The following is a 12,960-nucleotide window of genomic DNA, read 5'->3' on the forward strand; positions in this document are numbered from 1 at the left end:
GCGTTTGCCGTCGTCACCTTCTCGAATCTGATTCGGGCACACTTCACGCGGTAACAACTTAATCGAAGTCATCGCACCGCTCGCGTGTGATGGCGTAAATCACATTGCGGAGGTACGCGCGCTATGGCCGGCAAGGTCCCTCTGTTTTCCATTGAAGCCTCGAATCGCGGCATCGACCTGGCTGGTGCGTTCAACCGCGTGGCGAACAGTCACTGGTTCATCCTCGGCAATGAAGTGACAAACTTCGAGCGGGAGTTCGCCGCGTATATCGGCGTCGATACCTGCGTTGCACTTGCTAATGGAACCGACTCGCTGGAACTCGCGTTGCGAGCTCTAGATGTAACGTCCAACGATTCCGTGGCGCTCGTGGCAAACGCGGGCTATTACGGCAGCACGGCGGTCAATGCGATTGGAGCGCGCGCCCTTTACGTCGACGTCGATGCTTCGTCGCTGAACATGTCGCCGGCCGCCCTTCGTGACCTGCTTTCGCGCGAGAAGCCCAAGGCGATTCTCGTTACGCATCTGTACGGACAACTCGCAGCTATCGAAGAACTCGTAGCGATTGCCGCACAAGCCGGCGTTCCTGTCATCGAAGATTGTGCGCAAGCTCATGGCGCAATGCGCGCGGGGCGTATTGCGGGAAGCTTTGGCGCAATTGGCTGTTTCAGCTTTTATCCGACCAAGAACCTGGGCGCACTAGGTGACGGCGGTGCAGCCGTATGTTCGGACCCGGTGATCGCACAGAAGCTGAAGATGCTGCGTCAGTACGGCTGGAACGCCAAATACAGTGTAGAGCTGGCGGGCGGCCGAAATAGCCGTATGGACGAAGTGCAGGCGGCGATCCTGCGCGAGAAGTTGCCGCACCTGAATGACTGGAATTCGCAACGTAGAGCCGTGGCGCGGCGATACAACGCCGCCTTCAAAGATCTACCGGCCAGGATCGCTTCATCCGTGGATGCGGATTACGTTGCCCATCTCTACGTCATTCGCGTGCGCGACCGTGATTCGTTTCGCGCGTATCTTGGCGAACAGCAGATCGCAACGGAAGTGCATTATCCGATTCCCGATCATTGGCAGACCGCTTACACAAGCCGGTCCGCTTCACCCCGTCAACATTTGCCGGTGACGGAACAGAGCGCGGCCGAGATCGTCACGTTGCCGTGCTTCCCGGGAATGACCGAGGCGCAGGTGGATCGTGTTATCGAATCCGTTTGTGCTTATTTCGCACGTGAGTCCGCGCAATGAATCAACCAAAGAACCGCACATCGCAGATCGGCTTCGACGATTTCCGGCGGCTCGCGAGCGACGACTCGTTGTCGAAATACGAGCGGATCGGATTTCCGGACGACTATCGTCAAGGTTTCGAGAGTCACATTTTCGCGGACATCGTCGGCAAACTGGACAACCTGCAACTTCCGAAACAGAACGTGCTCGACATCGGCCCTGGATGCAGCGATCTTCCGGGCATGCTGATAGGTCTTTGCGAGAAGAACGGCCATTTGCTCACTTTGGTGGATAGCGAGGAAATGTTGCAGCAACTGGACGATCGGCCATTCATCACGAAGGTTGCAGCGCGCTACCCCGATTGCCCTGGCGTCATCGACGGACTCAGAGAGACGGCAAATGTCATTCTCTGCTATAGCGTTCTGCAATACATCGTGCTGGAGGCGCCGTTCTTTCGTTTCCTCGACGATTCGCTGTCCTTGCTGGCGCCGGGAGGTCAGATGTTGATTGGCGACATACCGAATGTATCCAAGCGCAAACGTTTCTTCTCCAGCGAAACGGGTGTCCGTTTCCACAAGGAGTTCATGCGCACCACCGACGATCCGGTCGTGAGCTTCAATCAGATCGAGCATGACCAGATCGATGACTCCGTCGTCTTCTCGATTCTCGAGCGGGCGCGATCCGCTGGGTTCGATGCCTACGTGCTGCCGCAAGGGCGAGCGTTGCCCATGGCGAATCGCCGCGAAGACATTCTGATCCAACGACCGTAAAAGCGACGCAAATGGAAAAGACCCGAGACCTGGTTATCGTTGGCGACAGTGCATTCGCCGAAGTTGCGTATGAGTACTTCACGCACGACTCAGCGTACAACGTGGTCGCTTTCGCCGTCGAATCGGAATTCATGACGCGCGACCGCCTGTTCGATTTGCCGGTGGTGCCGCTGGAGCGGCTCGAAGAGCTTTATCCGCCCGAGCGGGTCGACTTCTACGCGGCAATTGTCTATTCGCAACTGAACCGGCTGCGTGCGCGCCTTTATGAAACGTGCAAGGCGAAAGGCTACAAGCCCGCAAGCTATATCAGTTCGAAAGCGTTCGTGTGGCCAAACGCGTCGATCGGCGAACATTGCTTTATCTTCGAGAACAATACCGTGCAGCCGTTTGTCCGTATTGAGGACAATGTCGTGCTCTGGAGCGGCAATCACATTGGGCATCATACGAAGGTGGACAGTCACTGCTTCATCTCGTCGCAAGTCGTGATTTCCGGGTTTTGTACGATAGGGCGCCATACCTTCATGGGTGTCAACTCGACGGTCAGCAATAACGTCAACATTGGCGAAAGCAATTGGATCGGACCCGGCGTTTCGATCTCGAGTGACACGGAACCTGACAAGCTCTACGGCGGTGTCAAAAGCGAACCCGCAAGAGTAAGCGCTCGCCGCTTCTTCAAAGTACGCGCGGACTAAAAATGGAATGGAGAAAGCTGGGCGTCGTCTGGTGCCCGACCGGTGACCTTTGGTGGGCCCGGTCCCATGCGTCGTGTCCGACGCCGCTGTTTCTTGACGACGGCACGTTGCGCATCTACGTGCAGGGGCGTGACGAAAAAGGTATTGGCCGCATTGGCTTCGTCGACGTTGACGCCGGCGATCCAACGCGCGTGCTCCGTGTATCGCCAGACCCTGTCCTCGACGTTGGCGTACCGGGTGCCTTTGACGACAATGGTGTATTCCAGACATGCGTGCTCGCGCGTCCGGACGGCACGTTGGCGATGTACTACGTCGGCTTTGAGATTTGTCATCAAATCCGCTACCGCTTGTTGACTGGACTTGCCATCAGTCACGATGGCGGCGAGACGTTCCAACGTCTTCGAGCTACTCCGATTCTGGAAAGATCGCCACATGAGCTGCATATTCGTGGCGGCCCATTTGTCATGGCCGAAGGCGGCGTTTACCGCATGTGGTACGTCGCAGGAAGCGAATGGGAGACGCTGGAAGGAAAAGCCATGCCGGTCTACGACCTCCATTACCTGGAGTCCGCGGATGGGGTCATATGGCCCGAGGCGGGCAGTCGCGTCTTCGAAATGAATCGCGATGTCGAACACGGGTTCGGCCGGCCTTACGTTGTCAAGAAGCATGATGGCTACCAGATGTTCTATAGCGTGAGGAAGAAGCAGCCGCTGGGTTATCGGATGGGCTACGCCGAATCGCCCGATGGCCGGCACTGGACGCGGCTGGACGAACAGATGGGACTGGACGTTTCCGCATCCGGCTGGGACAACGAGACGGTCGAATACGCGGCGGTGGTCAATGCCGGCGACAAGACTTTCTGCTTATACAACGGCAACGATTTCGGCGTGACGGGCTTCGGTGTCGCGGAACTGATCAAGTGAACATCAATATCGTCGACTACAGCGCTGAACACGCACAAGCATGGGATGACTGGTGTCGCGAATGCGACAATGCAACGCTGTTGCACACGCGACGCTTTCTGTCATATCACGGTGCACGCTTCGAAGACGCTTCCGTCCTGCTAATGAACGAGGGGCGTTTGGTGGGTCTGTTTCCAGCGGCGAAGGCGGCCGGCGATTCGGACATCGTAGTGAGTCATCCGGGCGCAACATACGGTGGCATTGCACACGCCGGATGGCTTCACGGTCAGCGAATGATCGACGCGATCGGCGCGTTGAAGGATCACTATCGCAACCGTGGTATCCGCAAACTGGTCTACAAAGTGGTCCCGTTTATCTACGCGCGGGTTCCCTCGCAAGACGACGTGTATGCGCTTTTCCGTCATGATGCGCAGCGCGTTCGATGCGATCTGTCCTGCACGATCGATCTACAGCACCAGCGGCCCGTCAGCGAGCGTCGAAAGCGTGCGAGGCGCAAGGCGTGCAAGACCGTCACGCTGCGCGCGGCTATCGACGACCTGCCGGCATTCTGGGCGGTTCTGACCGAAACGCTTGCGCGCCGTCACGAGGCTGTTCCGGTTCATTCGGTCGACGAAATCGCTCTGCTGGCGTCGCGCTTTCCCGACGAGATTCAGCTTCGATGTGCCGTTATGGATGAAAAAGTGATCGCGGGCGTCCTTTTGTTCTGCTCGAGGAATGTGTGGCACGCTCAATACATCGCGTCCAATGAGAGCGGCAATCAGGTTGGCGCGCTCGACGCGGTGTTTGGCGCCGCCATAGAAGAAGCCCGCGCTGGTGGAGCACGGTATTTCGACTTTGGCACGAGTAATGAATCAGCAGGCCAGGTACTGAACGACGGACTGTTCCGATTCAAGTCCGAATTTGGCGGCGGCGGTGTAGCCCACGAATATTACGAATTGGCGATTTGAGATTGTGAGTCAGAAAAAAATATCCTTGATCGTTCCGGTGTACTTCAATGCCGGAAGTTTGCCGCACCTATTCCCGCAGCTTGTCGCGCTCGAACAGGGCCTGCTCGCCCGCGATATTCTGCTTGAGCTTATCTTCGTCGATGACGGCTCAAAAGATAATTCCCTGGAGCTGTTGCTGCAGTTCAAGAACACCCGGCCGGCCACCACTGTCGTCAAGCTGACTCGCAACTTCGGGGCGGTTCACTGTTCGAAGACGGGCTTCCGCTTCGTGACGGGTGACGCATTCATCGTCGTTGCTGCGGATCTGCAGGACCCGCCTGGGCTGATCAATGAGATGGTCGACCGGTGGCTGGCCGGTTCCAAATTTGTTATTTGCGAGCGCGTAACCCGAGATGATCCGGTCGTGTCGAAGATCTTCTCGCGTATTCACTATAAATTGCTGCGGGCACTCGTCATTCGCGACTACCCGGACGGCGGTTACGACATGGCGCTGATGGACAAAGCGCTATTGCCCCATCTTCTGAACAGTTCGAAATCAGTTTTTACGCCGCTCCTCGCTTATTGGCTGGGCTATGAGCCGAGCGTGATCACCTATCACCGCCCGGCACGTCGCCACGGCAAGTCCGGTTGGACGTTTGCCAAGAAATTTTCAGCATTTCTCGACATCATGCTGGGTTTCTCAATCACACCAATCCGGGTGATTTCGGGCGTCGGCGCAGTCATCTCGGTGTGCAGTTTCGTCTATGGGCTTGTCGTCGTGATCGGCGCATTCCTTCACAACATTTCCGTTCCTGGATTTGCGACGATCGTCTCTCTGATCTCTTTCATGCTGGGACTCGTGATTGTCATGCTCGGCTTGATCGGTGAGTACTTGTGGCGGATTTTCGAAGAAACGAACCGGCGCCCGGAGACGGTCATCGAGCAGGTCTGGTAAAGATGAGGTTCAAGCGATTCCTGGTTTCGGGCGTGATCAATACGCTTGCCACCTACATCCTCTACCTGCTTTTGCTGCAGTTTCTTCCTTACACGTGGGCCTACACAATCACGTACGCGGCTGGTATCGCGTTGGGTTACCTGCTAAGCGCAAAATGGGTATTCAAAAAGAATCTGAGCGTACGGACCGCAGCATCATATCCGCTGGCTTATCTAATCAACTATGCGATCGGAATAGGTATATTGAGGTTCTGCGTACATGTGCTGCACGTTCCGACGCAGGTCGCGCCACTCATCGTCGTTTGTGTGACCGTTCCCGCGATGTTCATTCTCACCCGCGCAATCTTCCGTGAGTAGGTCCATGACTACTATGCCTGCCATTTCCGACTGCAAGCTCTACGAGCTGCCGAAGATCACTGATCCACGAGGCAACCTCACGTTTATCGAAAGCGATAAACATGTGCCATTCGCGATCCAACGTGTTTTCTACTTATACGACGTTCCCACTGAAGAAAGCCGGGGTGCGCATGCGCACCATACGCTGAATCAGTTAATCATCTGTCTCTCGGGCAGCTTCGACGTCGAGGTCGACGACGGCAAGAATCGCACGCGCATCCATTTGAATCGGCCGTGGAAGGGCCTGCATGTGCCCCCGTTGATTTGGGCGGCAGAGGTCAATTTCGATCCCGGCTCGGTCGCGCTGATTCTTGCGTCTGATATGTACAATGAAGCCGACTATATCCGAGACTACGATGACTATCTCGCCCTGATGAAAGATCTAGCGTCAAAGCAGGATTGACTGAATGTACCGCAGCGTAACATTGAGATCAGAGCCAACGTCAGGCGCACACAGCCAACGCATAGGGCTAATCGCCGCCGCTTTGTTCGTCGTGCTCGTCGTTGTTGTGCTGCGACTGGCGGTAGTCGGTGGCTATCCGTCCACGGACGAAGGCATCTACGGGTACTACGCGCTGATTATCCATGACCGGTTATCGCAAGACCTGCGTCTTCCGAATGACGGCATGTTGATGCTCTACCCGTTAATGACGTCTTTCGTCTACTCGCTGAACGTCAATCCCATTTTTGCCTTTCGGCTGATCGATATCGTTCCGGACGCGCTGGCCGCCGTCTTGATGCTGCGAATATCAGCACGTTTGAGTGGAAGCCTGACCGCGAGCGCGCTCATCACCGCGCTGTTTTTTGCGCTGCTGAACCACCCGGCATTCATTCAATATGGGTTCAAGAACAGCTTCTTCATAGCGCTGTGTCCGTTGCTCTATGCGGTGATCCTGTTCTTGTCCGAGCAGCAAGCCAGTTCGTCCAGGTACTTAGCCATGGGCGTACTCGTCGCGCTCGGCGTACTTTTGCGGGAAACGCTACTTCTCTTCGCCGTGTTGGGGGCAGTTACCATCTTCGTGGAGCGGGGCACCCGCGGGCTGAAGCACTACGTTGCAGGCGGGCTGGCGGCTGGATCACTCATACTTATCCTGGCAATCGCCCTTCGAGGCTCCGGCGGCGTATCCAGCCTTATAGCCGGGTATGTTGACACTGGCGCTGGTTATGGAGCGTTCGGCGATTTGCGATTTAAGCTCTTCAAGTCGAGCGGGCAACTCGCTGCGCAGGCTGCTGCTGCAGGGCTGGTCATGAGTTTGGTGGCAACAGCATGCATCGTCATCGCATCGATTCGCGGAAGAACAACGGAATATCTGAAGCCTTTCGCTTTTTGGGCCGCCGTCAGCTTGATTCCCTTCGTTGAACCGCTCGCGAAACTGGGTTTTCCTTATCATTTCTCGTGGTCGCTGATCGGCCTGTGCGGCATTACGAGCTTGGGTTGGAGCACTTGCCAGTTTGCTGGCCGGGCGCAAAAGCTCATTTGTAGCTGTTTGTGCATTGGCGTCTCCTTACTGCTCGTATGGCCTCAACTCAACTTTCAACGCAGCATCTTTTGGGGACTTACCTACCCCGCGCTCAAGGAGACGCACGGGAAATATTGGGCCGACGAGTCGATTCAGCATAGCAATTATCTGCTCTTGGCCGATGAGATCAAACGCGTTGCTCCTGCCAACGCCACGCTGAGTTCGAGCGCTGCGATGCTGGTTCTGTATCCCCTCACGGGTCTTCGCCCACCGTGTTACGGCGTCAGTAATCTGACCGTGACGGCTGTCACGCTGCACTTCGACGAAAAGGCCGTAAAACGAGCCATCGAGAGTTGCCCGGCCGATGTGGTCGTCGCGACCGAGAGAGACTTGCCTGGTAGTTCGGCCGTCACGCAAGCGATCCGGGAGCTCCCGCAATATCGGCCCGCTGGCAGGGTTGACGCATCGACTGCCCGAGATTACGGAAACTCCAGCGCAGAGTTGTTTTTGCGCCAGCGTTGACACGAATGAATGGGCTAGGGGAGCACGCAAGAGAACCCTGGCGTTGCAGCTTAAGCCCCCACAATGCCACCATGACGCCCGTTCGCCTGAGTCAGCGCAGCATATGCGAGCGGGCGTCTATCCTGCGACTTCAGGCGGGGCGGCTCTGTACCGATGTGAAACGGTTCTTCAAAAGCAGGAAAGGACGCTCGAGAAGCCTATACGAAGCGTGCGCTAGCAAGACCGTGACCACGACGGCGACAGCGAATCTCGAGAACCGGTTATGCACTTCAAGCTGATCCAGGACTTTGGCGGTCTCTGTCAGCGCAAAAATGTGGAACACATAGATCCCGTACGAGATCTTTCCCAGATGGCGCATAGGACGGCAACCGAACGCTGCCCGCAGCTTCGATGACATCGAGACCGCGTAGACAATCAGACAGCACGCGAACGCCATGACGGGATAACCAATCACCTCGCAGACTCGCGAGATACCGGGCGGCCCCATCCATACGAGCGCCGAGAGTATCAGCAAAGCGGCAGTAGCAGAAAGCAATGACTTGTGCGTCCGCAAATCCGTCGATGCGCCGACTGAAGTGCCGAGACCCATGAATATGCCGAACAGAAACGTGTCGGCTCTCAGCGGTGAGACCCATACGAATGGATGACTACGGCCGATCAGCACGACGCCGAGACGCATCAACATAAAGCCTACTGCCGCCGCAGCGAGCGCCATTTTCAAGCCTCGCACGTGACCACGCGAAAAGTACGTTGCAGTTGCGATGGGGATCAGCAAATAAGCCTGCTCTTCGAGCGCGATCGTCCACAAATGCGACGAGAACGGAAACGGCGTATATCCGTGATACGCCGCCTCGATGTTCTGGGTAAAGGTCAGATGGGACACGTACCAGCCGAACAGCTGCACAGTGCCTTGATTGCCCCAAATCAGCCCCCAAAGCAGTGCGAGTGTGACGAATGACAGATAGAGCGGCCAGATGCGCAAGGCCCGACGAATATAGAAGTTGAGGATGCTGACGTCGCCCGTCGTTTCTCGTTCGATAAGCAGAAGGCGTGACAGAAGAAACGCACTTAGCACAAGGAACAGATCAACCCCGAACCACCCGAGGAAATTCCTGAACGCAGCTATCGACGGCTCCGCCAGAAGATCGCTGTGATGCACGACGACTGACAAAGCAGCGACTGCCCTGAGGCCGTCGATCCAGGGGAGATAGAAGGTCTTGTTGCCGTTTGCCATGGTGCTCGTTCGGATTGAGCGGCAATGGTAACAAAAATGATGGCGGACGCACTTTTCCGTGAAACGATTCGCCCGGAGACAGAACAACAATTGCCTGGCAAGCCTTATTTCCCAGACCCGAAAACTAGAGTTAGAGTTGGTTTGCTGGGCGATACGACTGCGTCGGCGGGGCCATCAGATTTTATTGTGGGCAAGCCCACGTCTTAGCGATCACCAACCAAGGACAGTTTTGCGGTGGGCGCGAAGTTCCGACTCAAGGTGTTCAACGAATTGAAGACGCGCGGATGCCAGGACATCCTGATTGCCGTGGTCGACGGCTTGAAGGGACTGGCCGAGGCGATCGGCGCAGCTAATCCCCGCACAACCGTGCAGACCTGCATCGTGCACCTGATCCGTAGCAGTCTGGAGCACGCCAGCTACAAGGATCGCAAGGCTGTCGCCACGGCGTTGTGTCAGATCACGATACCCCGAGCGAGCAGGCCGCACAGCAGGCCCTGCAGGCCTTCGCTCAGGGGCTCGCTGACGTGGGCGACTATCACTGCCCAACGCAAAGATAGTGATGCAAAGCTCTCGAACGGAGACGCGTCGGGCGCCGAGTCGGCCAGCAACCAGGTGGCTGCCAAGGAGATGGTCAAGGTCGCCATTGCACAGATGTCTCAGGGAAAGCTCGATGATGCCGAGAAAGAACTGAGCGATGCCGCGGCTCGCGATCCGAAGCAGTCGCTGGTCTACTACAACATGGCGGTGCTGAGGCTGAAGCAGGGTCGTACAGACGACGCGTTCAAGGAACTGGAAGCCAGTTTTCTGAACGGGTTCTCGTACTTCGACGAGATGCAGAAGGACCCCGATCTCGACGCTATCCGGAACGACCCGCGCTTCACGGCGTTGATCAAAAAGTATCGTACGACGACGTGAACATCTCTAGCTATCGGCGAGCCGCCGCGCTGTGCGCAGCGTTAGCGATTGTCTGCGGATGTTCGAAATCCGTTGGGCCGTCGATCATCGGCCACTGGCATGCTGAACGCGTTGCTTTCGATAGCGTGCAGTTGCCGGTTGGCCTTAATATCGTAGTGTCGAACACGCAGATCGTCAGTCCCGACACGGGGGCAAGCCTTCCGATCAAAGGTATTGAGGGAAAGAAGGATGCTGTGACGATCGATTTGTCGTACGGGGTCGGATTTACGTTTTACTTCGATGGCCCTGACCGGATGTATCTGAAGATACCTCTCGTTGGGCCCGTATACTATCGTCGCGTCGTCGAGGACGTTCACGCATCGGCGTTACCGGCTAACGCTGCAGAGACTTCGGCAAATGGGCTCGGCCCCGCGACGCAAGCTCCGGTGTTGAGTAAGCAGTCGGCAGACGTGGAAGTAAGGAGGAGTGAACCGAAGAACGTGAACGCCGAACCTCCTGAAGTTATATCCGCTGCTCAGCGTTATCGCGTTGGTGAGCCGACTGTTTCGCCTTCTGTGGGCATGGACAAAGTCGTGACTGGAGGCGGGGTCGCGCAGGTCAAGCTCGCGTTCGCCGCAGCACACGACGGGGAATACGATGCCGCCATTAGTCGGCTTAGCGATGCGTTCAAGTCAGGTTATCGAGGCTTTGCTTTTCTCGACAGCGCCCCGGAGTTGAGCGGCTTGAGGGATGATGTACGTTACCGTGCTTTGGTTGCTCGGTATCGCTGAAATAGGAGTGGCACGTTTCGACAAGCTGGCGTAGAGGACGTAACGGCTATGAAGGTGGCGACTCAGGGGCTGGAGTCGCACAGATCATGAGCCTGTTGTCGACGCTTGATTCGAGGAACAAGTTATCGGCCTAAGCCGTCATTGGGACGGGCTGGGTTCTACGTCAGCAATGTGGCCGATTGCCGACGATCGAGGCATCGAGCAACCCGGTGGCGTCATCCTGCATCAGTGAGCTCACACTCCCGACCTTAAGCGGCCCTTCGACTCGTGCGAGGGCTATGGCAGCTTCCAAACTGGAACTGCCATGGGATTGCTAAAACTCAGGCGATGATCTTCTGCTCCCCGGCAGCCTGCTCGCGCATGCGACGGGCTTCGTCGCGCAGGAACTGCTGGTAATCGTCCAGATCGCCGTCGAAGGGCTCGACGCCACCCTTGGTAACGAGCCAGAACTCGTCGCATACCGCGCGCAGCAGGGACCGGTCGTGACTGACCAGCATCACCGTGCCTTCGAATTCGTTGAGTGCCATGCCTAGCGCTTCGCGTGTGGCCAGGTCGAGGTGGTTGGTAGGCTCGTCGAGCAGCAGCAGGTTGGGGCGCTGCCACACGATCATGCACAGCACGAGCCGCGCCTTTTCGCCGCCGCTCATCGTGCTCACCGCCTGATGGACCATGTCCCCACTGAAGTTGAAGGTGCCGAGGAAAGTGCGAAGCGATTGTTCGGTGCCACTCTGGCCGGGGGCACGCATGTGCGCCGGCGTGTCCCTGGCAAGGCGGATCATGTGTTCCATCGGCGTATCGAGGGGACGCAGCACGTCGAGTTCCTGCTGTGCGAAGTAGCCGATGTTCAGGCCTTTGCCCTCGCTGATTTCGCCGGCAATCGGCGCCAGTTCGTGCGCCACCGTTTTCACCAGAGTGGACTTGCCCTGGCCGTTGGCACCGAGAATGCCGATGCGCTGCCCGGCCAGCACGGATCGGTTGATGCCCCGCACGATGACCGTCGGCGGCGTGCCCGGCGGTGCGCCGGTCGGCGCCGCGTAGCCGAAGCTTGCGTCCAGCATCGACAGCAGCGGGTTCGGGACGTTGAGCGGCTCCTTGAACTCGAAGTTGAACTCCGCGTCGGCAAGCACTGGTGCGATCTTCTCCATGCGTTCGAGCGCCTTGACCCGGCTCTGCGCCTGCTTCGCCTTCGAGGCCTTGGCCTTGAAACGGTCGATGAATTTCTGCAGGTGGGCGATCTTGTCCACCTGCCTGGCCATCGCGGCCTGCTGCAACACCAGTTGCTCAGCGCGCATGTCTTCGAACTTGCTGTAGTTGCCGCCATAACGCACCAGCTTGGCGTTGTCGACGTGCACCGTCACCTGCGTCACCGCGTCGAGGAATTCGCGATCGTGGCTGATCACTACCAAGGTTCCTGGATAGCGCTTGAGCCACGCTTCCAGCCAGACCAGCGCGTCGAGGTCGAGGTGATTGGTCGGCTCGTCGAGCAACAGCAAGTCGGACGGGCACATGAGCGCGCGCGCCAGCTGCAGTCGCATGCGCCAGCCGCCGGAGAAACTGTTGACCGGCTGGCTAAGCTGCGCGGCACTGAAGCCAAGGCCCAGGATCAGCGCTTGGGCACGTGCGGGGGCATCATGTGCACCGGCATCGTGCAGGGCCATGTAGGCGTGCGCCATGCGCATGCCGTCGTCGCTGGCCTCAGCGGCGGCTACTTCGGCCTGCGCGGCCAGCAGTACGGTGTCACCGTCGATTACGAAGTCGGTCGCGCTCTGCTCGGTCTCCGGCATCTCCTGCGCGACCTGGCCCATCTTCCATGCAGCGGGAATCGAGAACTCGCCGCCGTCTTCGTGCAGCGTGCCGTTGAGAAGGCCGAAGAAGGATGACTTGCCGGCGCCATTGCGGCCGACAAGGCCAATCTTTTCGCCAGGGGTGAAGGTGACGGACGCGCGGTCGAGTACGACATTGACGCCACGGCGCAGCGTGACATTACGGACGGAAATCATAAGGAGCTACTTCGGAGAGGATAGGCATGATAGCCCACCGGACGCACAGGGCTGTCTCTTTTCTGGCCGCACGAGTGAAGAGCCGCTTGCTCTTTGCGGCGCCCACCGGCCGCAAAGCGAGGCGGGCACTGGCGCGCCGGGTGTTCCGGCTGCTGGGCCAGCGAACAAACGGTG

The 12,960-nt window shown here is 57.7% G+C and carries 13 protein-coding genes and 1 pseudogene; 12 read left to right on the forward strand and 2 right to left on the reverse strand.

Translation table 11 applies throughout. From position 1 onward, the window contains the following. The first annotated feature begins 123 nt into the window (after positions 1-123). Genes B0G74_RS43250 through B0G74_RS43290 form a run of 9 tightly spaced genes read left to right on the forward strand, consistent with a single transcriptional unit; the run spans position 124 to position 7,867 of the window. Positions 124-1,245: a DegT/DnrJ/EryC1/StrS family aminotransferase gene (locus tag B0G74_RS43250; protein WP_132383855.1), complete on the forward strand. Its 1,122-nt coding sequence runs from the start codon at positions 124-126 to the stop codon at positions 1,243-1,245. After that, on the forward strand, positions 1,242-1,994 hold the full coding sequence (locus tag B0G74_RS43255; protein WP_132383857.1) for an SAM-dependent methyltransferase: 753 nt from the start codon (positions 1,242-1,244) through the stop codon (positions 1,992-1,994). Before B0G74_RS43250 ends, B0G74_RS43255 begins: the two co-directional genes overlap by 4 nt. 11 nt (positions 1,995-2,005) lie before the next feature. After that, positions 2,006-2,686: an acetyltransferase gene (locus B0G74_RS43260; RefSeq protein WP_132383859.1), complete on the forward strand. Its 681-nt coding sequence runs from the start codon at positions 2,006-2,008 to the stop codon at positions 2,684-2,686. A 2-nt stretch (positions 2,687-2,688) separates the two neighbouring features. Beyond that, positions 2,689-3,609 carry a hypothetical protein gene (locus tag B0G74_RS43265; RefSeq protein WP_132383861.1) on the forward strand — a complete coding sequence of 307 codons (921 nt, stop codon included), beginning with the start codon at positions 2,689-2,691 and terminating at the stop codon, positions 3,607-3,609. After that, positions 3,606-4,556 (forward strand): GNAT family N-acetyltransferase, encoded by a 951-nt coding sequence (locus tag B0G74_RS43270; protein WP_132383862.1) that lies wholly within the window; start codon positions 3,606-3,608, stop codon positions 4,554-4,556. Before B0G74_RS43265 ends, B0G74_RS43270 begins: the two co-directional genes overlap by 4 nt. Positions 4,557-4,560: 4 nt before the next feature. Continuing rightward, a complete protein-coding gene (locus B0G74_RS43275) occupies positions 4,561-5,490 on the forward strand; it encodes a glycosyltransferase family 2 protein (protein ID WP_132383864.1) in 930 nt (309 codons plus the stop codon). Between the two features lie 2 nt (positions 5,491-5,492). Further along, positions 5,493-5,846, forward strand: coding sequence for a GtrA family protein (locus tag B0G74_RS43280; protein WP_132383866.1), 354 nt, complete (start codon positions 5,493-5,495; stop codon positions 5,844-5,846). Between the two features lie 13 nt (positions 5,847-5,859). Further along, on the forward strand, positions 5,860-6,288 hold the full coding sequence (locus B0G74_RS43285; protein ID WP_132384001.1) for an FdtA/QdtA family cupin domain-containing protein: 429 nt from the start codon (positions 5,860-5,862) through the stop codon (positions 6,286-6,288). Positions 6,289-6,292: 4 nt separating this feature from the next. Beyond that, positions 6,293-7,867, forward strand: coding sequence for a hypothetical protein (locus tag B0G74_RS43290; protein WP_132383868.1), 1,575 nt, complete (start codon positions 6,293-6,295; stop codon positions 7,865-7,867). Positions 7,868-7,997: 130 nt separating this feature from the next. On the opposite strand, the gene B0G74_RS43295 is transcribed toward B0G74_RS43290, so the two are convergent. Then, positions 7,998-9,101 carry an acyltransferase gene (locus B0G74_RS43295; RefSeq protein ID WP_132383870.1) on the reverse strand — a complete coding sequence of 368 codons (1,104 nt, stop codon included), beginning with the start codon at positions 9,099-9,101 and terminating at the stop codon, positions 7,998-8,000. A 237-nt stretch (positions 9,102-9,338) separates the two neighbouring features. Between B0G74_RS43295 and B0G74_RS43300 the strand changes: the two are divergent. The 3 genes and pseudogenes from B0G74_RS43300 to B0G74_RS43310 all read left to right on the forward strand — a co-directional run. Beyond that, a pseudogene (locus tag B0G74_RS43300) lies at positions 9,339-9,616 on the forward strand (transposase); the annotation flags it as partial. Then, positions 9,564-10,016 (forward strand): tetratricopeptide repeat protein, encoded by a 453-nt coding sequence (locus tag B0G74_RS47750; RefSeq protein WP_347814529.1) that lies wholly within the window; start codon positions 9,564-9,566, stop codon positions 10,014-10,016. The pseudogene B0G74_RS43300 and the gene B0G74_RS47750, both read left to right, overlap by 53 nt. After that, on the forward strand, positions 10,013-10,786 hold the full coding sequence (locus tag B0G74_RS43310) for a hypothetical protein (RefSeq protein WP_132383872.1): 774 nt from the start codon (positions 10,013-10,015) through the stop codon (positions 10,784-10,786). The genes B0G74_RS47750 and B0G74_RS43310 overlap by 4 nt, the downstream gene beginning before the upstream one ends. Before the next feature lie 320 nt (positions 10,787-11,106). Here the strand turns inward: B0G74_RS43310 and B0G74_RS43315 are convergent, their stop codons facing one another. After that, entirely contained in the window at positions 11,107-12,786 is a 1,680-nt protein-coding gene (locus B0G74_RS43315) for an ATP-binding cassette domain-containing protein (protein WP_132383874.1), read from the reverse strand. Between the last annotated feature and the right edge of the window lie 174 nt (positions 12,787-12,960).

It is taken from the genome of Paraburkholderia sp. BL9I2N2, from assembly GCF_004339745.1.
Taxonomy (GTDB): domain Bacteria; phylum Pseudomonadota; class Gammaproteobacteria; order Burkholderiales; family Burkholderiaceae; genus Paraburkholderia.

Excerpts from the sequence above, each read along its gene's own strand:
- B0G74_RS43260 (WP_132383859.1), top strand. The coding sequence starts at position 2,006 with ATGGAAAAGACCCGAGACCTGGTTATCGTTGGCGACAGTGCATTCGCC.
- B0G74_RS43315 (WP_132383874.1), bottom strand. The coding sequence starts at position 12,786 with ATGATTTCCGTCCGTAATGTCACGCTGCGCCGTGGCGTCAATGTCGTA.
- B0G74_RS43265 (WP_132383861.1), top strand. The coding sequence starts at position 2,689 with ATGGAATGGAGAAAGCTGGGCGTCGTCTGGTGCCCGACCGGTGACCTT.
- B0G74_RS43285 (WP_132384001.1), top strand. The coding sequence starts at position 5,860 with ATGCCTGCCATTTCCGACTGCAAGCTCTACGAGCTGCCGAAGATCACT.
- B0G74_RS43295 (WP_132383870.1), bottom strand. The coding sequence starts at position 9,101 with ATGGCAAACGGCAACAAGACCTTCTATCTCCCCTGGATCGACGGCCTC.
- B0G74_RS43280 (WP_132383866.1), top strand. The coding sequence starts at position 5,493 with ATGAGGTTCAAGCGATTCCTGGTTTCGGGCGTGATCAATACGCTTGCC.
- B0G74_RS43250 (WP_132383855.1), top strand. The coding sequence starts at position 124 with ATGGCCGGCAAGGTCCCTCTGTTTTCCATTGAAGCCTCGAATCGCGGC.
- B0G74_RS43290 (WP_132383868.1), top strand. The coding sequence starts at position 6,293 with ATGTACCGCAGCGTAACATTGAGATCAGAGCCAACGTCAGGCGCACAC.
- B0G74_RS43255 (WP_132383857.1), top strand. The coding sequence starts at position 1,242 with ATGAATCAACCAAAGAACCGCACATCGCAGATCGGCTTCGACGATTTC.